Annotated in this window: 15 protein-coding genes and 1 pseudogene; 1 reads left to right on the forward strand and 15 read right to left on the reverse strand. The window is 74.6% G+C overall.

Annotated features, from left to right (window positions below):
- Positions 1-121: 121 nt before the first annotated feature.
- The 15 genes and pseudogenes from ABT106_RS03275 to ABT106_RS03345 all read right to left on the reverse strand — a co-directional run bounded on the left by ABT106_RS03275 (position 122) and on the right by ABT106_RS03345 (position 20,392).
- Entirely contained in the window at positions 122-976 is an 855-nt protein-coding gene (locus ABT106_RS03275) for a fatty acid desaturase family protein (RefSeq protein ID WP_351271520.1), read from the reverse strand.
- Between the two features lie 179 nt (positions 977-1,155).
- Positions 1,156-1,374: an MbtH family protein gene (locus ABT106_RS03280; protein ID WP_351271523.1), complete on the reverse strand. Its 219-nt coding sequence runs from the start codon at positions 1,372-1,374 to the stop codon at positions 1,156-1,158.
- 108 nt (positions 1,375-1,482) lie between these two features.
- Entirely contained in the window at positions 1,483-2,523 is a 1,041-nt protein-coding gene (locus tag ABT106_RS03285) for an AAA family ATPase (protein ID WP_351271526.1), read from the reverse strand.
- Positions 2,524-2,530: 7 nt separating this feature from the next.
- Entirely contained in the window at positions 2,531-3,898 is a 1,368-nt protein-coding gene (locus ABT106_RS03290) for an MFS transporter (RefSeq protein WP_351271529.1), read from the reverse strand.
- A gap of 69 nt (positions 3,899-3,967) precedes the next feature.
- Positions 3,968-5,200 carry a cytochrome P450 gene (locus ABT106_RS03295; RefSeq protein ID WP_351271532.1) on the reverse strand — a complete coding sequence of 411 codons (1,233 nt, stop codon included), beginning with the start codon at positions 5,198-5,200 and terminating at the stop codon, positions 3,968-3,970.
- Between the two features lie 186 nt (positions 5,201-5,386).
- Positions 5,387-6,142, reverse strand: a complete 756-nt coding sequence (locus ABT106_RS03300) for an aspartyl/asparaginyl beta-hydroxylase domain-containing protein (RefSeq protein WP_351271535.1) — start codon at positions 6,140-6,142, stop codon at positions 5,387-5,389.
- Positions 6,143-6,232: 90 nt separating this feature from the next.
- Positions 6,233-9,424 (reverse strand): annotated as a pseudogene (locus tag ABT106_RS03305) (non-ribosomal peptide synthetase); the annotation flags it as partial.
- Positions 9,425-9,643: 219 nt separating this feature from the next.
- Positions 9,644-12,181, reverse strand: coding sequence for an amino acid adenylation domain-containing protein (locus tag ABT106_RS03310; protein WP_351271541.1), 2,538 nt, complete (start codon positions 12,179-12,181; stop codon positions 9,644-9,646).
- A 208-nt stretch (positions 12,182-12,389) separates the two neighbouring features.
- On the reverse strand, positions 12,390-13,391 hold the full coding sequence (sbnB, locus tag ABT106_RS03315; protein WP_351271543.1) for a 2,3-diaminopropionate biosynthesis protein SbnB: 1,002 nt from the start codon (positions 13,389-13,391) through the stop codon (positions 12,390-12,392).
- 13 nt (positions 13,392-13,404) lie between these two features.
- Positions 13,405-14,400 carry a 2,3-diaminopropionate biosynthesis protein SbnA gene (sbnA, locus tag ABT106_RS03320; RefSeq protein WP_351271546.1) on the reverse strand — a complete coding sequence of 332 codons (996 nt, stop codon included), beginning with the start codon at positions 14,398-14,400 and terminating at the stop codon, positions 13,405-13,407.
- A gap of 143 nt (positions 14,401-14,543) precedes the next feature.
- The gene (locus ABT106_RS03325) at positions 14,544-16,229 is read right to left on the reverse strand and encodes an amino acid adenylation domain-containing protein (RefSeq protein ID WP_351271549.1); all 1,686 of its coding nucleotides are present in this window, start codon (positions 16,227-16,229) and stop codon (positions 14,544-14,546) included.
- 188 nt (positions 16,230-16,417) lie between these two features.
- Entirely contained in the window at positions 16,418-17,221 is an 804-nt protein-coding gene (locus ABT106_RS03330) for a thioesterase II family protein (protein ID WP_351271552.1), read from the reverse strand.
- Positions 17,151-18,728, reverse strand: coding sequence for a helix-turn-helix domain-containing protein (locus tag ABT106_RS03335; RefSeq protein ID WP_351271555.1), 1,578 nt, complete (start codon positions 18,726-18,728; stop codon positions 17,151-17,153). Before ABT106_RS03335 ends, ABT106_RS03330 begins: the two co-directional genes overlap by 71 nt.
- A gap of 131 nt (positions 18,729-18,859) precedes the next feature.
- On the reverse strand, positions 18,860-20,191 hold the full coding sequence (locus tag ABT106_RS03340; RefSeq protein ID WP_351271557.1) for a zinc-binding metallopeptidase family protein: 1,332 nt from the start codon (positions 20,189-20,191) through the stop codon (positions 18,860-18,862).
- Positions 20,192-20,218: 27 nt separating this feature from the next.
- On the reverse strand, positions 20,219-20,392 hold the full coding sequence (locus ABT106_RS03345; protein WP_351271559.1) for a hypothetical protein: 174 nt from the start codon (positions 20,390-20,392) through the stop codon (positions 20,219-20,221).
- A 117-nt stretch (positions 20,393-20,509) separates the two neighbouring features.
- Between ABT106_RS03345 and ABT106_RS03350 the strand changes: the two genes are divergently transcribed.
- Entirely contained in the window at positions 20,510-21,526 is a 1,017-nt protein-coding gene (locus ABT106_RS03350) for a LuxR C-terminal-related transcriptional regulator (protein WP_351271562.1), read from the forward strand.
- The last annotated feature ends 42 nt before the right edge of the window (positions 21,527-21,568 follow it).

The raw sequence follows: 21,568 nt of genomic DNA on the forward strand, positions 1-21,568 counted from the left end.
CGCCCGCCCGGGGCCGGCCCCCCGCCGGGGGCCCGCGCGGGGGCGGGCGGGGGCCCCGCCCCGGGGGGGGGGGGGGGGGGGGGGGGGGGGGGGGGGGCGCGTACGGGGGCGGGGGCGGTGGTCACCGGGATCCCGTCCGGGCCGCGGTCGAGCGGCGGGCACTCGCCATGACCTCGCGGACGACGCCGCCGTAGAAGCTCCAGTAGCTGCGGTCGGTGTGCTTGGCGAACCGGAGCACTTCCTCGTGGCGCTCGTGCAGCCGGTTGATCGGCACGGTCATGGCGGCGTGGTGCTCCACGTGCAGGTTGTTGCCGTTGGTGTACCAGGTGCTGAACCAGCTGCCGCTGATGGAGCGGGTGTTGCGCAGGACGTCGGTGGTGTCGTTGTCGCAGCGGATGTGTTCGGGGAGCTCGACCAGGAAGTGCAGCGGGGTGGACACCAGGAGCATCGGCAGCAGCCACAGGGTCAGGACGTACTCGCCGAAGCCCGCCGCCGAGAGGGCCACGGCGGCCAGGGCGGTGGCGCCCATCAGCCGGTGCTCGCCGACGGTGTCGGCGCGCATCTTGTCGGAGATCTTCCCGGCGTCGTACTGCCAGGTGCCGCGCCAGCTGCGGTAGACGTCGCGGGCGACTCCGCCGAGCCGGAGGTAGTCGAACATGCCGCGGGCCATCAGGCCGAAGGTGAGGGGCTGGCGGGTGTCGAAGCCGAAGAACTCGGTGTCCTGGTCGGTGCCCAGGAAGCGGTGGTGCTGGAGGTGCCGGACCCGGTAGTGGCTGTAGGAGACCAGCATGGGCAGGCCGAGCAGGACGCCGACGACGCGGTGCGGCGGGCCCTTGACGAAGGCCGAGTGGTGCAGGCACTGGTGCTGGAGTTCCACCATGTGGGTGTAGAGGGCGCCGAGCAGGAGGATGCCGGCGACCAGGGTCAGCGGGTGGCCGGCGAGGACCAGCGCGATACCGGCCGCACCCAGCGCCATTACGACACCCAGTTTGCCAATGAACACTCTTTGATCGCGCGCGGTGGTGCGCGAGCGTTCGAATATGATCTGGGGCGACACCGGTGCTTCTAGGGTCGTCTCGGACAAGGCCGTGTCTCCTGTTTCACGAATGGTCACCATGGCTGGAATGGCTGGAATAGCTGTAATGGCCGGGAGGCTCAGGCGCGGACGCCCGCGGCGTGCGCGACCACGCGGGCGGGACGCAGGTCGGTCCAGTGCCGCTCGATGTAGTTCACGCAGCTCTGGCGGGTGGTGGCGGACAGCGCCTCGTCCCAGCCGGCCGGAACGGCGTGGCGGGCGGGCCACAGCGAGTGCTGGTTGTCGCCGTTCACCAGCACCAGGAACGTGCCGCTCTCATCGTCGAACGGGTTCGCCATATCGATTTCTCCCTCTCATTTACCGCTCAATTGCTTTCATGGAAAACAATAGGCGCCGAAGAAAGAGGAAATGCGGCACGAAGGGAGGCACATGTGCGGCAGTTAGCATTACGGGAATTCCGATAGGGCCGCCGATACCGCGGTGAGGAGCCGTAGATGGCCCGGGCCCGAGCGGCGCACGAGACCGCGGGCGAGCAGGTCCCGTACGGCTCCGGCCGCTTCCCAGCGGGACAGCGCGCGGGACCCCCGACGGGCGGCGCCGGCTGCCTCGCGGGACGTCCACGGCCGGTCCCGGCCGGCGGCCCACGTCAGCAGCCCGGCCTGGGCCGGGGGCAGGAGCGCGACCGCCCGGACGGCGGCCTCGACGCAGTCGGGCCGGCCGCCGCCGAGCCAGGGCGGGCTGGTGAGCAGCAGCGGCTGGGCGCGCGCGGCGGCCAGCAGCTCGGCGGGGCGGGCGAGGGGGAACCAGTGGGCGGCGGCCTCCAGGGAGCGGGGGAGGCCGTCGAGCAGGTGGGCGATCTCGGCGATGCGGTGCGCGTCGCCGGGGTCGGCGGGGCCGGACGGATCGATCCGGCACACGGCTGCCAGCAACAGCTCGTAGGCCGGATCGGTGTCGTCGGAGGCGGCCGGGGCGAGGGGGGCGAGAGCGAGGCGGTGGTCGGTACGGGAGCGGCCGGGGGCGCGGCCGGTGACCAGGATCCGGGCCCGGGGCCAGCGTTCGGCGGCGGCCCGCGGACCGCTCTCCCCCGGTTCCGCCCCCGCCGCCGGACGGGTGGCCTCCGGACCGTCGAGGACGATCAGGACGGGCCGCCCCCCGCGGCCCTCAAAACCCGGCCCGGGGCCGGGGCCGAAGCCAGGGCCGGGACCGAAGCCGGAACCGGGGCGGTTGCCGTCACCGGGGCCGTTGCCGTCACCGGCGCCCGGTGCGCGGTCCGCGGATCCCGCCGGCTGCCGGGCGGCGGGCCAGTGGACGGGCAGACCGGTCTCCCGGCGCACCCGGCGGGCCACCGCCCGGGCCAGCGCGGTCTTGCCGACGCCGGCGAACCCCGTGACCTCCACGGTGCGCGCCCCGCCCTCGGTCAGGGCCGCGTACAGCTGCTCCGTCTCCCGTTCCCTGCCGTACAGGGCGGCGGCGGGGTGGCCGGACACGGCCCGCTCAGCCCCGGTTCCCGGGCGCGGTCTCCGGCATGTCCCGCAGGGAGCGCAGCGGCGAGAAGTACACGAAGAGGGCGGCGCTCCAGGTGCCGAGCACACAGATCAGCAGCGCGGTGCGCAGTCCGAGCAGGCTCGCCAGCAGGCCGCCGGTGAGGGCGCCGAGCGGGATGGCTCCGTAACAGATCCACAGGAACGAGGCGTTGACCCGGCCCAGCAGGCGGGTGGGGGTGATCGACTGCTGGTACGAGGTCGCGGCGACGTTGTAGAGCACGGCGTTGGCGGAGAACGCGGCGAGGCCGAGGCCGTACAGGAGCACGCCCCAGCCCGGCTGGGCCAGCGGCATCAGCAGGTACAGCGGGCCGGGAACGGCCATGGAGACCCAGATGATCCGGGCCGTGCCCACGCGCCGGGAGATGCGCTGGGTGAGGGCACCGACGGTCAGTCCGCCGATCGCGCTGACGCTGAACACCAGGCCGACCATCCAGGACGGGGCGTGGAGTTCCCGGACCATGAAGGTGACCTCGATGGAACCGGCCGCCATGACGAAGAAGTTGGAGGTGGTGGTGCAGGCGAGGATCTTGCGGAGGATGGGCTGCTCGCGGATGAAGGCGAGGCCCTCCGTCATCTGCACGCGCAGCGGCGCGCGGTCGGCGTCCTTCTCCTCCACCGGCCCGGAGCCGGCGGGTTCCTTGATGAGGAACAGGGTGACGGCGCTGATCAGGAAGGCGAGGCCGTTGCCGAGGAAGGTGCGGGTGGCGCCGATCAGCCCGATCAGGACGCCGCTGAGGGTGGGGCCGATGAGTTCGGCGAAGTCCTTGCTCATGGAGAGCTTGGCGTTGCCGTCGACGAGCTGGTGCGCCTCGACCATGCGGGGCAGCTTGCTCTTGTAGGCGACATTGAACAGGACGGTCAGCACACCGGTCAGCCCGACCGCGGTGTACAGGTGCCACAGGCGGAGGTCGGAGACGACGGCGACGACCGGCAGCGAGCCCATGAGGGCCATCCGCCCGAGGTCGCACCAGATCATCAGCCTGCGCTGGTCGACCCGGTCGGCGATCACCCCGGCGGGGAGCGAGAAGAGCAGGTAGGGCAGCCAGGCCAGGAAGGTGAGCAGGGATATCTGGAAGACGGTCGCCTGGAGGACGGTCGCGGCGAGCAGCGGGACGGCGACCGCGGAGATCTGCGCGCCCAGCTCGCCGACCGTCTGACCGGTCCAGAGCAGCAGGAAGTTGCGGCTGCGCCACAGCGAGGGGCGCTCCGGCCCGGACGCGGGCCCGGCGTCCTGCGCCGCGGGCGTGGTGGCGGGTTCCGCGGAGAACGCCCGGGTGGGTTCGGCGGCTGGCGCCGGGGCCAGGGAGGTCTCGTGCATCGGTGGGTTCACCTGTTCTCGGATCGGATCGGGTCGGGGGGCCGGGGGCCGGGGGCCGGGCGGCGGGTCTCAGACCGGCAGGAGGCGTACGCGGGCCTGCTTGAAGCCGCTGATGACGGTGGAGGCCAGCCGGACCGGTTCCGCGAGCAGTTCGGCGGAGCCGACGCGGTTGCACAGCTCGTCGAGGAAGATCCGCAGCTCCAGCGAGGCGAGGGCGGCGCCGATGCAGTAGTGCGGTCCGGAGCCGAGGGCCAGGTGCGGGAGGCCGCTCTCGCGCGTGATGTCGAAGACGTCGGGGTCGGCGAAGGCCCGGCCGTCGCGGTTGGCGGAGAAGTGCCAGACGGCCACGTCCTGGCCGGCCCTGATGGTCTGCCCGTGGAGCTCCACGTCCCGCTCGGCCCGGCGCAGCACGTGCTTGCTCGGGGAGACGTAGCGGAGCACCTCCCCGACGGCCGGTGTCAGCAGGTTCCGGTCGGCGCGCAGCACGCGCCACTGGTCCGGGTGGTCCATGAGGGCGAGCAGGGCGCCGACGGCGCCGTGCCGGGTGGTCTCGTTGCCGCCGAGGAGGAGCAGGTCGAAGAAGAGCATCGCGTCCTCCTCCGTGAGCGTGCCGGTCCGCTGGGCCTCGACCAGGCGCGTCACGATGTCGTCGCGCGGCGCCAGCCGCCGCTGGTCCATCAGGTCCTGGCAGTACAGGAGGAGCTGGGCGTGCGCGGCGGCCGCGGCGGCGCGGGCGCTCGGTGAGAGCTGGATGTCCTGGTCGGCGGAGCCGAAGGCGGCGGTGGTCAGGCTCAGCAGCAGGGTCCAGTCCTCCTGGGGCACGCCGAGGAGCGCGGCGATGGAGGCGACGGGCAGCAGGGCGACGGTGTCGGCGAAGTCGACCTCGCCGTGCTGGAGGGCCTCGTCGAGGGACTCGGTGACGACGCCCCGGATGTACGGCTCCAGCCGCCCGATGCCCCGCGGGGTGAACGAGCGGTTCACCAGCTGCCGGAGTTCGGTGTGGCGGGGGCCGTCGACGTGCGTGAGCATCCGCCCGGAGCCCTGGTCGCCGGTCCAGCGCTGGGCGCCGAGGGTGTTGGTGCCGGCCGAGCTGAAGGTGGCCCCGTCCTTCTGGACGGCGAGGCAGTCCTCGTACCGGGTGACCGACCAGAAGCCGGGCTCCGTGCCCTCGGGGTTCCAGTGCAGCGGAGCGTGGTCGCGCAGGTAGCGGAAGACCCGGTGGTGACCGGGGTCGGTGAACACCTGCGGGTCGGCGAGGTCGATGTGGTCGAGGGCGCTCTTGACGGCGGTGGCGGCGGGCAACGTGACCTCTTGGGGGCGGGCGCGGCGGGGCGCGCGGGAGGGGTGGGGAGTACGGGGGCCCGCGGGTTCCCGGCCGGGGAACCCGGCGGAGCGGGCGGAGCGGGCGGAGGCCGGGGAACCCGGCGGAGCCCCGGGAGGAACCCGGAGGCCCCGGAGGACCCGGGAGACCCGGGAGACCCGGGAGCGTCAGCCGGCCATCATCTTCTGGATCTCGTTCATCAGCATGGTCAGCGCGGCCCGCTCCGGGAGGGTGGTGTCCGGGTGCCACAGGTCGGCCAGCAGGCAGGTGCGGGCGCGGTCGCCGCCGTTCCACGCCTCGTGCTCGAAGGAGTAGTCGAAGAGCAGGCACTTGCCCTCCTCCCACTCCCTGGTCTCCCCGGCGACACGGATCGCGGCGCCCTGGGGGATGTCGATGGCCAGGTGGAGGTTGATGCTGAAGTTCCACAGGTCGCAGTGCGGCTTGATGGAGGCTCCCGGCAGCAGGGTGGAGAAGTGGGACTCCAGGAGCGGGCAGATCAGCCCGGTGTCGACGGCGTGTTCCTTGAGCACCTTGTACGCGGTGGGCGCCGGTGACTCGGCCGCGGTGTTGAGGGCGCCGTCCCGGTAGAGGTAGAGGGCCTGCCAGTCGCGCTGGCGTACGAGGTAGTGCTCGTAGTCGGAGAACTCGGAACGGCGCTGCTCCCAGGCGAGCCGCTGCTCCGCCTTGATCTGCGCGTGGTCGGCCTCCAGGGCGGAGACCAGGGGCCGCAGCTCGGGGTAGGCGTACGGGTCGTGCCAGGGCACCTGCGGGATGCCGGGGAGCACCCATTTGGCGGCCTGCTGGAGCGGGTGGCGCTGGTCCCGGCGGAGCTTGGGCTCCAGCATCTCCTCGACGCGGGCGAGGGAGTCGGAGCCGTGTACGGCCTTCAGCAGGGCGAAGTGGTCGTCGATCTCGGGGGTCATGGCGTGCTGTCTCCTGGGGCGGGTCACGGGGGCGCGGCGGGCGGCGCGGCGCGCCCCCGGACGTGGGATCGGGGGCCGGTGGGGCGGGGGTCAGACGCCCCGGCGCACCAGCTGCGGCCGGGAGGCGGCGGCGGAGGCCGGCGCCTCGTCGGCGAGGCTGGCGACGACGCCGGCCACGGTCGGGCTGCCGAACAGCTTCATGAGGTTGACCTCGACTCCCAGGACGGTGCGGATGCGGTTGACCAGCCGGGTCGCCAGCAGCGAATGTCCGCCGAGCTCGAAGAAGTTGTCGTCCAGCGACACCGTCCCGATCTTGAGGATCTCCGCGAAGAGCGCGGCGACCTGCTTCTCGCGCTCGGTGACCGGGGCCCGCCCCGCGGACCGGGAGCCGTAGTCCGGTACGGGCAGCGCCCGGCGGTCCAGCTTGGCGTTGCGGGTCAGCGGCAGCGCGTCCAGCGTGACGAACGCCGAGGGGAGCATGTACTCGGGCAGCCGGGTGCCGAGCGCCGTCCGGAGTTCGGACAGGTCGACGGTGGCGCCCTTGGCCGGGACGAGGTAGGCGACGAGGCGCTTGTCGCCCGGGGTGTCCTCGCGGACGAGGACGGCCGCGTCCGCGACGCCGGCGTGCGAGGCGACGGCGGTCTGGATCTCACCCAGCTCGATACGGATGCCGCGCAGTTTGACCTGGTCGTCGGACCGGCCGGCGAAGATCAGGTAACCGTCGGTGGTCCAGCGCCCCAGGTCGCCGCTGCGGTACATCCGCTCCCCCGGCGCGCCGAACGGGTTGGCGACGAACCGGCCGGCGGTCTGGGCGGCCCGGCCCAGGTAGCCGCGGCCCAGGTTGGCGCCGGCCAGGTAGATCTCGCCCAGCACGCCCGGCGGCACCGGGTTGAGGTGCTCGTCGAGGATGTGGACCGCGGTGTTGTACACGGGCCGGCCGATGGTGGCCGCCGGATACTCGGGCAGGGCGCAGCCGGAGGCCTCGACGCAGAACTCGCTGGGGCCGTAGTAGTTGTAGACGGTGGTGCGGGGGGCCTTGCGCAGGTCGTTCCAGAGGGTCTCGCCGACCGCCTCGCCGCCCAGCATGAGGGTGCGCGGCGCGCGGTCCCCGTCCAGGACGCCTTCGGCGAGGAGTTGCGCGGCGAAGCTCGGGGTGACGTCGAGCTGCCCGATGCCGCGGCCGGTGACGTAGTCGACGAGGAGGCGCGGGTCGCGGCGGGTCGGCTCGTCGAGGAGGTGCAGCTCATGGCCGGCGACCATGGCGAGGACGCCTTCCCAGGAGGTGTCGAAGGCCAGGGAGGCGGACAGGGCGACCCGTACCCGGTCGGCGGGGCCGGCCGGCGGCGGGAAGGTGGTGTCGGCGTGGTAGGCCCACAGGTTGGTCAGGGCCCGGTGCGGGACGGTGACGCCCTTGGGCAGGCCGGTGGAGCCGGAGGTGTAGATGACGTACGCGGCGTGGTCGGGCAGCAGGGGTACGGGGCGGCACGCGTCGGTCACGTCGTGTTCGGGGGCGGACGCCTGGCGGTGCTCGGTGACCAGCGGGGGCAGGCCGGCGGCGGGGCCGAGGGCGGCGGCGGTCTCCTCGGTGGTGACGAGGACGGCCGGGCGGGCGTCGGCGAGGACCTGGCGGATCCGCTCGGCCGGGTTCTGCGGATCGACCGGGGTGTAGACGCCGCCGGACTTCGCGACCGCCAGCCAGGCGACGACCGCCTCCGCGGTGCGGGGCATGGCGACGGCGACCACCGAGTCGGCGGTGACGCCCCGCTCGATGAGGTGGTGGGCCAGGCGGTTGACCCAGGTGTTCAGTTCGGCGTAGGTCAGCTCCCGCGCGCCCGCGACGAGGGCGGTCGTGTCGGGGGTGAGGGCGGCGCGGTGCGCGAAGAGGTCGCCGATGGTGCCGTCGGGCAGTTCGCGGGTGGTGGAGTTCCACTCGGCGATCAGGTCCAGCTCGGCGGGGGTGATGATGCCGGCGGCGCCGATCGGGGCGTCGGGGTCGGCGACGGCGGCTTCCAGGAAGCGCACCAGCCGCTCGGTGAGGGCGGTGGCGGTGCCCGGGTCGAAGAGGTCGGTGGCGTACTCCAGGGTGCCGTCGATGCCGAGCGGGGTGCCGTCGGCGGCGGTGCGGTCGCGCAGCACCACGGAGAGGTCGAACTTGGCCACCGACATCTTCATGAACTCGACGCTGGTGTCCAGGCCGCCCAGGCTGATCTCGCGTCCACGGCTGTGGAGTTCCAGGCCGACCTGGAACAGCGGGTGGCGGGCGCGGTGGCGGACCGGGTTGAGTTCTTCGACGAGCCGGTCGAACGGCAGGTCCTGGCGGGAGTAGGCGTCGAGGCTGGTCTCGCGGACCCGGTCGACGAGCTCGCGGAAGGTGGGGTCGCCGGAGGTGTCGGTGCGCAGGACCTGGGTGTTGATGAACAGGCCGACGAGGTCGTCGAGAGCCTGGTCGGTGCGGCCCGCGATGGAGATGCCGAGGGGGATGTCGGTGCCGGCGCCGAGGCGGGTCAGCAGGGCGGCGACGGCGGCCTGGACCACCATGAACAGCGTGGTGCGGGTCTGCCGGGCGATCTCCAGGAGTTCCGCGTGCACCCGGGGAGAGAAGGCGAAGTCCGCCTCGTGGCCGCGGAAGGTGCCCGTCTGGGGGCGGGGCCGGTCGAAGGGAAGGGGGAGTTCCTCGGGCAGGTCGGCCAGGGCCTGGCGCCAGTAGGCGAGCTGCCGGCCGGCCAGGCTGTCGGGCTCGGCGGCGGCTCCGAGCAGGTCGCGCTGCCAGAGGGTGTAGTCGGTGTACTGGACCGGCAGCGGTTCCCAGGCGGGTGCGCGGCCGCCGGAGCGGGCCTCGTAGGCGCTGCCGAGATCGCGCAGCAGCGGGTCCACGGACCAGCCGTCGCAGGCGATGTGGTGCAGGACCAGGGCGAGGACGTGCCGGTCGGGGGCGGTCCGCAGGAGCGTCGCCCGGACGCAGGGGCCCTCGTCCAGGTCGAAGGGCAGCTCGGCCTCGGCGCGCAGGGCGGCGTCCAGGCGGTCGGCGGGGACCTCGGTGACCGTCAGCGGAAGGGGTACCCCGACGGTGGGCAGGACCTGCTGGAAGGGCTCGCCGTCGCGCTCGACGAAGACGGTGCGCAGGACCTCGTGGCGCTCGACCACGTCGGCGAGGGCGAGGCGCAGGGCGGGGACGTCGAGGTCGCCGCCGATCCGGGCGACGATCGGCACGTTGTACGTGGCGCTGGGGCCCTCCAGCCGGTTGAAGAACCAGAGCCGTTGCTGGGCGAACGACAGCGGGAACACGCTCGCCGCCGTGGCACGGGGGTCATTGCTCATGCCGGGAACCTCTGAATCCTCGGAGCCGCCGAACGGGTCGGCGTGCGGTCGGGTGTACGGCGCTTCGCGCGCCGGGAACGGGTCGGGGGGTGGTGCGTGTCGTGCGGGTGGTTCGTGCCGTGCGGGTGGCGCCTGTCGTGCGACGTGTGGGGCCGGCCGTCGGGGGCCGGGCGGGGCCCGCGCTCAGGCGGAACGGCGGACCAGGCGGGGGCGGGCCGCTCCGGGGTCGGCCGGTGCGTCGCGGCGCAGGCTCGCGGCGAGTCCGGCGACGGTCGGGGTGTCGAGGACCTGCCGGAGTTCGAACTCGACGCCGAGGTCGGAACGGATGCGGCTCCACACCCGGATGGCCAGCAGCGAGTGCCCGCCGAGGGCGAAGAAGTCGTCCTCCGGGCCGACTTCGGGAACGCCCAGCACGTCGGCGAACACCGCCGCGACGGCCGTCACGAACGGGTCGGCGGCCTCGCCCGGGGTCGCCGGCCCGGCCGGGGAACCGGTCGCGGCATCGGAGGCGGGCGTGGCGGCGGAGGCGGGCGCGGCGGCGGTGGCTGCGGGTTCCAGGGCGGCCAGCGCCGCCCGGTCCGCCTTGTGGTTGCGGGTCAGGGGGATCGCGTCGACCTGCCAGAAGCCCGACGGAACCATGTGCTCGGGCAGTTCGCGGGAGAGCGCCGCGTGCAGGGACCCGAGGTCGAGCCGGGAGTCGGCGGTGACGTAGGCGCACAGGACGGGCGCGCCGTCGGGTCGGGGCCGCAGCAGCACGACGGCCTCGCGCACCTCGGGCAGGGCGGTGATCCGGCTCTCGATCTCACCGAGCTCGACGCGGTAGCCGCGGATCTTGACCTGGTCGTCGGCCCGGCCGAGGTACTCGATCAGCCCGTCCTCGGTCCAGCGGGCCGTGTCCCCGGTGCGGTAGAGCCGTTCGGGCGTGCCGGTGCCGCCCGTGGTGAAGGCCCGGGCGTCGAGCTCGGGCCGGCCCAGGTAGCCGTCGCTGAGGCCGTCGCCGCCGACGTGCAGCTCGCCGGCGACGCCCACGGGCTGCGGGTGTCCGTCGCGGTCCAGCACGTAGGCGGTGGAGTTGGCGATCGGCCGGCCGATCGGCACCCGGTCGGTGTGGGGGCCGGTGATGCGGTGGGTGACGGAGAAGGTGGTGTTCTCGGTCGGCCCGTACCCGTTGACGTAGGTGGCGGTGGGGGCGGCGGCCAGGGCGGCGGCGACGTGGCGCGGCGAGAGCGCCTCGCCGCCGACGAGGACCTGGCAGCCCGCGAGCAGCGCGGGGTCCTGGTCGACGAGCTGGTTGAACAGGGCGGAGGTGAGCCAGAGGGTGTTGACGCCGTGGCGGTCGACGGCCGCGCGCAGCTCGGTCGCCTCCAGCACCGACCAGGACGGTACGAGGACCAGGGTGCCGCCGTTGAGGAGGGCGCCCCAGAACTCGAAGGTGGTGGCGTCGAAGGCGACGGCCCCGGTCTGCAGGACGACGGTGTCGGCGGACAGGTCGACGTAGTCGGTGCCGGTGACCAGCCGTACGACGGCCCGGTGGTTGACCAGGACGCCCTTGGGAGTACCGGTGGTGCCGGAGGTGTACATGACGTACGCGGTGTCGAGCGGGCCGGCGGCCTGAGCGGGCGGGCCGGGGGCGGCCTCCTGCGGCCGGGTGAGGTCCACGACCGGAACGGGGGCCGTGGCCTGCGGTTCCTCGGTCAGCAGCAGGCAGGCGCCGCTGTCGGCGAGGAGGAAGTCGCGCCGGAGGTCCGGCAGGCCGGGGGTGAGGGGGACGTAGGCGGCGCCGATCCGCAGGCAGGCGAGGACGGCGACCACCAGGCGATCGGTCTTCTCCAGCAGGAGCGCGACCCGGCTGCCCCGGCGGGCGCCGCGGGCGTACAGGACGGCCGCGAGGGCCTCCGCGCGGTCGGCCAGCTCCCGGTAGGTGAGGGTGGCGCCGCCCTCGTGGATCACGGCCGGGTGGCCGGGGCGTTGGGCGGCCCGGGCCGCGAACAGCTCGTGGACGGAGGCGTCGCGGGGGTAGTCGGTGCGGGTGCCCCGCAGCGCGTGCAGCCGGGCCCGCTCGGCCTCGGTGACCAGCGGCAGGGAGCCGATGACCGCCTCGGGGGCACCGGTCAGGCCCTCCAGGAGCCGGCCGAGGTGGCCGAGGGCGCGCTCGGCGGCCGGACCGTCGAGCAGGTGCCCGTGCGTGGCGGCGTGCAGGACGACCCCGTCGGGGGTGTGCTCGGCCGACACGGTGAGGGCGTCGGGCACGGCCGTCCCCTCCCCCGGCGCGGCCGGCCCCTCCTCCAGGACGCAGATCAGCATCGGGCGGGCCGCGGCCGCCCCGTCCGCTCCCTCCCCGTCCTCCACGCCCTCCGTCCCGGCGTCCCAGGCGGCGCCGGCCGGGTCGGCGAGGTGTCCGGCGACCGCCTCCAGGTGCGCGGCGGCGGTGAGGCCGGAAGGCATCCGCGCGGTCAGCACGGCCGTGGCGCCGGACCGGGCGGCGCGGCGGACCCCGGCCCGGAAACCGGTGGCGTCGGCGTACTTGCGGCCCAGCAGCAGCGAGGCGGCGAGCAGGTGCTCGGCGGTCCGGCCGGCCAGGGCCCCGGAGAGGGCGGCCGGCAGGGGCAGGGACCGGCGCACTGTCGCGCAGTCCCCGGACAGCGGGCAGGAGCCCGCTACGGGGAACCCGGACGGCGTGCCGTCGTCGGCTCCGGACGGCGTCACATCTGCAGCAGCCATGGTCATCAGTACCGATCGTTTCCTGTGGGGTGTGGTCTCGACGTTAGGTCGGGGATGCGGCGGCGGTGCGGCACAAGGCCGGGCAGCTCACCGGCAGTTGGACCGGCGGATCGACCGGCGGATCGACCGGCGGATCGACCGGCGGATTCACCGGCGGCCGGGCCGGTGCCGGGCGGCCGCCAGGTGCCGGGCGCGGGCGGCCGCCCGGTCACCAGCGGCGGGTCTCGCCGAAGAAGTCCGGGATGGTCACCAGACGGCCCTCGGCGCGGGCCCGCTCGTACAGGTGGTGGCCGACGGCCAGGTCGAGGACGCCCAGGCCGAACGGTGAGAAGACGGTGGGCCGGGACGGGTCGGGACGCACCGTGCCCTCGATGACCTGGGCCAGGGTGCCGGTCACGAACGCGCGGCCCCCGGTGAGCTGTTCGGCCAGGTGGGGGGAGGTGTCGGCCTTCATGCAGTGCTCGACGTCGTCGAAGACGTTGTTGGCGCCGAGCAGGATCTCGGGGGCGAGGTCGCGCAGGGAGATGTTGAGGATCAGCTGGTCCGCGCGGAAGGCCCGGTCGGCGCGGACGTACGGGCGGGGCGCGGTGGTGGCGAGGACGACGAGGTCGCAGTCCAGGGCCTCGGCGGCGGTGGCCGGGCGGGCGTCGGCCCCGTAGGAGTCGGCGAGGTGGCCGCTGAGGGCCGTCGCGGACGCCTCGTCGAGGTCGTGGCAGCGGACCTCGGTGAGCGGGGTGCCGGTGGTGTGGAGGTAGCGGCAGACGGTGCGGGCGATGACGCCGCCGCCCAGCACGCCGACGGTGGCCGGCGGGCGCGCGGCGAGCGTGGTGGCCGCCAGGGCCGCGGAGGCGGCGGTGCGGGCGGCGCTGATTCCGGCGGATTCCAGCACCGCGAAGGGATATCCGGTGGCGTAGTCGTTGAGGACGAGTACGGCGGAGGCCCGCGGTATTCCGGCCTCCGTGTTCTTCGGGAAACTGGCGATCCATTTGATGCCGGCGACACCACTGTCCCCGCCGAGGTAGGCGGGAAGGGCGATGATGCGGGAATCCGGCTTGTCGGGGAAGCGCAGGAAATAGCTGTCGGGGTTGACGGTCGCACCGGACTCGTGGGTCAGGTATGCCTCCCGTACCCGGTCGACGATGTCCTTTTCGCCGCCTTCGAGGAGGTCGACGATGTCCCGGCCGCCGAGTACGGAGAATTCGAGCTGCACGGAGCTTTTCCTTTCACAGGGGCAACAGGTGGTCGACGGCGGCCGTCTCGGCCGGCGCGTCGAGGGCCCCGCGGCCGAACCGCTCGGCCACCCACTCGTCGCTGTAGACGGTGTCGAGGTAGCCCTCACCCATGTCCGGGGAGAGGGCCAGGACGCGGGCTCCGGACGGGATCCGGTCGCGCAGGGCGTGGACCGCGGCCAGGGCGCTGCCGGAGGAGCCGCCGAGCAGCAGGCCGTGCCGGCCGGCGATGCGGCGGCACATCCGGATGGTGTCGACCTCGTCGACGAGCACCTTCTGGAAGCTGGCGTCGTCGTGGAAGATCTCCGGGACGCGGCTGGCCCCGATGCCGGGGATCCAGCGCGGTCCGGGCACGTCGCCGAAGGTGACGGAGCCGACCGCGTCCACGGCCACGACCCGGGTGGGCAGGCCCAGTTCGCGCAGCCGGCGGACGCAGCCCATGAGGGTGCCCGAGGTTCCGGTGCCGATGAACAGCCAGTCCGGGACGCCGAACCCGTCGAGGATCTCGGTGACCGTGTGGCGGCTGTGGGCGGCCGCGTTGGCCGGGTTCGCGTACTGGTTGAGCCAGATCAGGTCGTGGTCCGCGGCGAGCCGCCCGTGGATGTAGGCGATGCGGCTGCGCAGGTAGCCGCCGGCGCTGTCGCGGTTGGTGACGGTGACGACCCGGGCGCCGAGCGCCCGGATGAACCGTACGGTGCGGGCGTTGGCGTTGGGGTCGGTGACCAGGGTGATCGGGTAGCCCTTGGCCGCGCAGATCGACGCCAGCGCCACCCCGAGGTTTCCGGACGTGGATTCGATGAGGTGGCGGCCCTGGGTGATGAGGCCCTGTTCCTCGGCCCGCTCGATCATTTCCCGGGCGGCCTTTATCTTGATCGATCCGGCCGGGTTGAGCCCTTCCAGCTTGACCGTGGTCGAGAATTCCGGGTGGAATCCGTCGAGTTCCAGGAACCGGTCGCCGGCGATCAGGTCGTACGTTCGGGTGGCTATCAATGCCCCTCCAGGGGTGCGCGAGGCGGCGTATTGCCCGCCGTGTTCACGCTACGAGGGGCCGGGCCGGCGGTGCGGGCACAATGGCGGGCACAACGGCGGCAGTTGTCGGCCGCGCGTTTCCGGCGCCGGAGGACCTCGGTCCCTCAGCCGAACCAGCCGTGTCCGAGGACGGCCACCGCTGCGGCGGGCTGCCCCCCGAGCGGTGCGCGCGCGGTAGGGGCGGGCGTACGGACCACGGCCGCCGGCGCCGGGAGGCCCTCCCAGGCCGTGGCGACGGCCGCCCGGTCGGTCTTGCCGTTGACGGTGCGCGGCAGCTCGGCCAGCGGCCGGTACTCGGCGGGGTGCATGTACGCGGGGAGCAGCGCGCCGACGTGGGCGCGCAGGGCGGCCGCCGTCGCCGCGTGCCCGGGGGTGGCCGCGGGGGCGGCCGCGGCGGGGGTCCAGGCGCAGACGAGCCGTTCGTCGCCCGGGCCGTGGGTCCGCGGCCACACCACGGCGTCCGCGACTCCGGGATGGGAACGGACCGCGGACTCGACGTCGCCGAGCTCGACGCGGTGGCCGCGCAGCTTGACCTGGAGGTCGGCCCGGCCCCGGTAGACCAGGACCCCGTCGGGGCGGCGGGCCACCAGGTCGCCGGACCGGTAGTGCCGCCGCGGGACAGCGTCACCGGGGCCGGGGAGCGGTGCGAAGCGTTCGGCGTCGAGCTCGGGGCGGTCCAGGTAGCCGGCCGTGACCTGGGGGCCGGCGAGCCAGAGTTCGCCCTCCTCCCCGTCGGCGGCCTCCTCGCCGTCCCCGGCGACCACGCGGGCGGTGAAGGAGGGCAGCGGCAGGCCGATCGGTGACTCGGCGCCGTCGAGGTCGGCTTCGGTGAGGGCATGGAAGGTGGCGTGCACGGTCGTCTCGGTGATGCCGTACATGTTGACCAGCCGCGGGCCGGTGACGCCGTACCGCTGGGCCCAGGCGCGCAGGGAGGCGGGATCGAGCCTCTCGCCGCCGAACACGACGTGGCGCAGGGCGGGCAGGGGGTGGCCGTCCTCGAGGGCCGCGGCGGCGAACCCGGCGAAGGCGGTGGGGGTCTGGTTGAGGACGCTGACCCCGTGCTCGGCGACCGCGCGCAGTGTGTCGTACGGGGAACGGGTGGCGCCGGGCTCGGGCACGACGAGGGTGGCGCCGGTGGTGAGGGCGCCCCAGATCTCCCACACCGAGAAGTCGAAGCCCAGGGAGTGGAAGAGCAGCCAGCGGTCGTCGGAGGTGAAGTCGAACAGGGCGGCCGCGGCGTCGAAGAGCGCGGCCACGCTCTCGTGCCGGACGGGAACGCCCTTGGGCCGGCCGGTGGTGCCGGAGGTGTAGATCACGTAGGCGGTGTCCTGGGGGCCGGGCGTGGCGGCGGCATCCGGGACTGCGGTCGGCGTGGCGGGGTCCGGGGCGGCGAGGGCGTCGAGTTCGGCGTCCGCCAGGAGGGGGATCCCGGCGGCCCGCGGGCCGTCGCCCGGGCCGTCGCCCGGGTCGCCGACGAAGGCCGTCGCACGGCTGTCGGCGAGGATGAAGGCGTTGCGGGCGGGCGGGTTGCGGACGTCGAGGGGGACGTACGCGGCGCCCGCCTTGAGGATGCCGAGCATCGCCGCGAGCGCGCCCGCGCCGGGCGCGGTGCGCAGGGCGACGTGGTCGCCACGACGGACCCCGTCGGCGCGCAGGCGGGCACCGACGGCGTCGGACCAGGCGTCGAGGCGCGCGTAGGTGCAGCTCCCGCCGGCGGTCTCGACGGCGAGCGCGTCGGGGTTCGCCGCGGCGGCGGCCGCGAAGGCGGCGGTCAGGGTGGAACGGTTCATGGGACGGGCTGTCTCTATCTCTTCGGGCGCGCGGACGCCGGTAAGGACGCCGGTGCCGGGTCGTGGGTGCGGGTGCCGGTGCCGGGTCGTGGGTGCCGGCGGTGTGCGGGGGTGCGCGGGTGGGCGGGGGTGCGCGGGTGGGCGCCTGCGAAAGGGCGCGCGGGTGGGCGCTTGTGCGGGCCCGGCCGCTACCCCAGGAGGCCCGCGGTGATCTCGGCGGCCACCTCGTCCAGGTTCGCCTCGTCGAGGAGGTAGAAGTGGCCGCCGGGGAAGAGCCTGCGGCGCAGCGGGCCGCGTTCGGCCCACCGGTCGAGTTCGGCGGGGGGCACCAGTTCGTCGTGGAGTCCGCCGAGCACCGTGGGCGGGACGGGGAGCGGCCGGCCCGCGTTGCGTTCGGCCAGCCGGCGGCCGAGGGTGAGGTCGCAGCGCAGCAGGTGCAGCAGATGGTCACGGATGACCGGGTCGGCGAGGAACTCCTCGGGGGTGCCTCCGCCGAGCCGGACGACGTCGAGGAGGTCCTCCTCGGTCCAGTCCGCCGCCCGGCCGGCCCGGGACTCGAGGCGGGGATGCCCGCTGAGGACGAGCTTGTGGCAGAGGCCCGGCTCCGCGAGGACCAGGGCGGCCGCGAAGGCCGCGCCCATGCTGTGCCCGAAGTAGACGGTGGGCAGCGGGGATTCGGCCGACAGTTCGGCCAGGACGGCGGCCAGGGCGCCGTCGATGTCATCCGGCAGCCCGGCGCAGCTCTCGGTAAAGCGGCGTTCCCGGCCGGGCAGGGTGACGCCGAGCACCTCGGCGTCGGGGTGGAGGCGGCGCAACAGCGGCAGCAGGGCGTTGGGGCCGGATCCGGAGTGCGCGAAGGCGACGACGCGGGCGGCGGCCGTGTGGCGGGCGGGACGGAGCCGGACCGTCCAGCGCCCCGGCTCAGGCTGCCCGGTGGGCCGGACGGCCGGGCCGGACTCCGTGGGCGGGGCGGGAGGGGTCGGTGCGGGCATGCTGCTGCTCCTGGTCGAGGGGCGGTCGGGTACGGCCGGTGCCGGCCGGTGCGGCGGGGCCGCCGGTCTGCGGCGGGGCGGGCTGACGCGGCGGGGCGGTCTGGCGCGGTCCCGCCGGCAGCGGCCCGGTCTGCGGCCGAGCCGTCTGCGACCGGACCGGCTGCCGCGGAACCGTCCGCGGGGCGGCGGCTTCGGGGGGCGGCAGGCAGCCCCGTACGAGGTGCAGGACGCCGAAGGCGATCGTCCGGGCGGAGGCACGGCGCCGGACCAGGCCGCTGTGCAGCAGGGCGTGTACGGCCGCGGCGGCTTCGCCGAGCCCCGTGCCCGCCCCGGTTCCGGTGCCGGTTCCGGTGGCGAGTTCCTCCATGGTCCACGGCCGGTCACGGGCCGCGAGGCGGTGCAGCAGGGCCCGGTGGGCCGGCGACAGGGCCTCGGCGGCGTGCCGGGTCGCCTCGTGGACCCACCCGGCGGACGGGTCCGCGGCGGCCGGCGGCGTGGCCACGACGTGGGGTTCGGTGCGCGCGGTCCGGACCAGCTCGGCGGGGGTCGACAGCTGGAGCCAGTGCGCGGCGGACTCCAGGGCGCGCGGGACCCCGTCGAGGTGGGCGCAGATCTCCAGCAGGTGGGCGAGGTCCTGCGGGCCGGAGCCGACGTCGGCGCGCAGTTCGGCCGCCCGGTCGAGGAGGACGGCCAGCGCCGGGCCCGCGGCCGCGGCGGCCTCGTCCGGGGCGAGGTCCGCCCGGACGGGTCCGGGCAGCGGCAGGGGGAGCAGCGGGAGGCAGAGGTCCCGGGGGCCGCCGCGCGGACGCCGGGTGGTCTCGACGACGCGCAGGTTGCGGCAGTTCTCCAGCAGCGTCGCCACGGAGCCGGGCGGGACCCGGCCGGTGTCGTCGCCGTCGAGGACGAGGAGGACGGGCCGGTCGCCGATCAGCCGGACCACCTCGGCGGTGCCGGAGGCCCCGTTGAGGAGGCCGGCGCTGACGGCGGCGGGCAGGTGTCCGCCCACGGCGCCGCCGGGCCCGTCGGCGTGCTCGCCGACGGCCAGCGGGATCCACAGGACGGGCATCCGGTCCTCGGTGTGCAGGATCCGCGCCGCGGCCAGGGCGATCCGGGACTTCCCGACCCCGCCGAGGCCGGTGACGAAGGCGCGGGCGCGCGGTTCGGCGCGCAGCCGTTCCACGAGCCGTCCGACCTCGGCCGCACGGCCGTGCAGGGGCCGGAACGCGTCGGCCGGCAGGGCGGGCAGGGCGTCGAAGGAGGCGTCGTCGGCCTCGTGCCCGGCGGCGAGCAGCAGGGCGGCCCGCTGTTCTCCGCCGAGCCGGAGGGTGTTGGCGAGGAGCCGGACGGTGTCCCGTCGCGGGGTCTTGGCCTTGCCGAGCTCCAGGTTGCGGATGGCCCGCACGCTGACGGTGGAGAAGCCCGAGAGCTCGGTCTGCGTGTAACCGATCCTCTTGCGGTACTGCTGGAGCAACTCGCCGAAGCGGGTCGGTTCGCCGATGGTCTGCATCCCATCCCGTTCTCTTGGTGGCGCCCGCGGGCGGTGGCGGTGCGGTGGTCCGGTGGTGCGGTGTGTCGCTGCGGTGCGGGCCGGTGCCGCCCGGGGAGGGCCGCACCGGCGTGAGGTGCCGGCCGGCGGCGTCAGGCGCCGTCGGCCGCCGTGGCGAAGGCGGTGAGCGTGCGGGCGAGCAGCCAGGCGTCGCCCGCTCCGCACAGTTCGCGCGGCGTGTGCGCGGACAGGGCCGCCACGCCCGCCGCGATGCTGGTCAGGCCGATCCCGCCGGCCGGCCCGGCGCCGTTGCCGGGGGTGGCCGTACGGCCGCGGGCGCACGGCCCCGTCTCTTCGGGGACGTACGTCTGCCAGGGCACGCCCGCGCGTTCGCAGGCGGCCGCGAAGGCGGCGAGGCCCCGCCCGCCCGTACCGTGCGGGTCGCGGCCGTCCAGCGTGATGACCGGCCCCCCGTTGGGCAGCGGCCGGTGCCCGGGGTCGTGGCGGTCGGGCAGGTCGGGGTGCACGGCGGGGGTCAGTCCGGTGTGCACCCGGTAGCCGGTCGCGAGGGACCGGTACCAGTGGGAGCTGCCCGCGCCCCGGGCCTCGGCCGCACGGCGCAGGGTGCGCGCCGCGAAGACGCCGGATCCGGAGGTGGTCGCACCACCGCCGCGCCCGGCGTCGTCCGCGGCGACCAGTACGGGCACCGGGCCGGCCGTACGCCCCGCCCGGCCGCCGGAGACGTGGTGCGCCGCGGCGGTCAGCGCGGCGAGTCCGGCGTGCAGGGCGAGGAGGTTGTCCAGGCGGGCCGAGACGAGGAACTCGCTCCGCCCGCCGAGGAAACCCGGCTCCTGGACGTCGTGGAGCATGAGGTCCCAGCCGAGGACCTCGTAGGAGTCGGTGCCGCTCTGCTCGGCGACCCGTGCGAGCAGGGCGCCGGGGTCGGCGCCGCCCAGCCCCCAGAGGGGAGCGAGGCGGCGGGCGCGCCCCGGGTCCGCGGCGGTCCCGTGGCCGGCCGGTCCGGCGGGCGGGCCCGCCAGGCGGAGCAGCGGTTCGTCGAGGCAGGCGAGCCGGGTGGTGCCGTCGCGCAGCAGGAGGCGTCCGGAGACTCCGAGATCCCGGTCGTACCAGGGCTCCGGGGAGCAGTCGGCGTAGGGGGTGACGGCGATCCGGCGCCAGCCCGCGGCGGCGGTGTCGGGTGCGGGGTGGATCCGCAGGTTCGGGGAGTCGGTCCGGGCCTCGATCAGGGCGAGGGGCGCCTCGGGGGGCGTGTCCGGATGCGCGTACCAGGCGACGAGTGCCGCGTCGCGGACGACGTAGCAACCGCCGGTCGCATCCGCCCAGTCGTCCGATTCGAACAATTTGCAGAAGCCCGCCGCCTCCAGCCGGAGGGCCGATTCCGCGACCGCGTGATAGGGCGAAGGGCTGGCGGCGATGAATGAGATCAGGTCATCGTCGTGGGCGCGGCGGGAGTCCGGGAGCATGGCGGATAAGCCGGCTGCCAGCCCCGCTCACTTGCCGGGGGCGACGGGCTTCGCGGAGCCCCAAGCGGAGTCCGCCTGCGCGGCGTGCTGCTGCTCGTCGCTGGTCAGAGCGACGGTGCCGGCCGCGAGGGTGAGGGCGAGGAAGGTGGTGGCGAAAAGGGCGCGGAGGGCGGAACGGCGGCTGCTGACGTTGTTGCGCATGATGTTCCTCAATGTCACGGGAAGGGCCGAAGGTGTTTTTCGGCCTGAGGAAATCTTGGATCAGCGCCTGGTCGCCTCCCAGGGTTTGAGAAGTGCGCAAGTGTAATCTGCATAGTTGTGAACCGCGCACAAACCACCAGCCTGGCCTGCAACTGCGACATTTCGAGCTCGGACGGTACGTGCAGCAGTGCCCTGAACGTCTACCGCGCGCTCTCCACCGGGCCCTTGCCGCGCGAACAGGTGCCCGCCTGCCTGTGGGAACTGAACCTGGCGACCGAGGAGCCGGACGCTCCCGACCGGGCGATGGTCGTCCCGCCGACGACGGCGGCGCACCTGATCCTCGGCCCCCTTCAGGCCACGGTCGACGAAGGGCAGCTGCGGCTGCGGACCGCGAACGCGCTGTTCTCCCACTTCACCGACGTCTACACGGAGGCGCGCCGCGACGAGCAGCCTCCGCTGACCCTGCTGTCGGGCGGCGAGCTGATCAGCCGGACGCTGGAGGCGGCGGTGGACGGCTGCCGGGAGGAACTGCTGACCGCGCAGCCGGGCGGGGGCCGCTCGGCCCACCTGCTGGCGGAGGCGCTGCCCAGGGATCTGCGCCTGCTGGCACGCGGGGTGTCGCAGCGGACCATCTACCAGCACACGGTGCGCTCGCACCCGGCGACGATCGCCTACATCGGGCAGATCACCGAGTCGGGGGCCGAGGTGCGCACGCTGGCCGAGGTGTTCGAGCGGATGATCATCTGCGACCGGGAGACGGCCTTCATCCCGGTCTCCGAGACGCGCCGCACCGCGGCGCTCCAGGTACGGCATCCCGCGCTGGTGCGGCTGCTGACCCGGTTCTTCGACAACGCCTGGTCCCGGTCGGTGCCGGTGTCCCCCGACACCGCCCCCGTCCGGTCGACGGCCGCGACCACGGACATGCGGCGGGCCATCCTGCTCGCGGTGGTCTCCGGCGAGACGGACGACTCGATCGCCCGACGGCTGGGCACGAGCCGGCGCACCGTCGCCGAGCACATCCGGAAGGTCTCCACCCAGCTGGAGAGCAACAGCCGGGCGCAGCTCGGCTACCTCCTGGCGACCTCGGGAATGCTCCGGGACCCCGGCGACCCGGAGCCCGGCCGCCTCGGGTGACGGGCCGCCCGGGCCCCCGGTGACGGGCAGCGCGCCGGGCGG

Origin of the sequence: Streptomyces sp. NPDC002044 (assembly GCF_040296725.1) — a bacterium.
Classification (GTDB): domain Bacteria; phylum Actinomycetota; class Actinomycetes; order Streptomycetales; family Streptomycetaceae; genus Streptomyces; species Streptomyces antarcticus.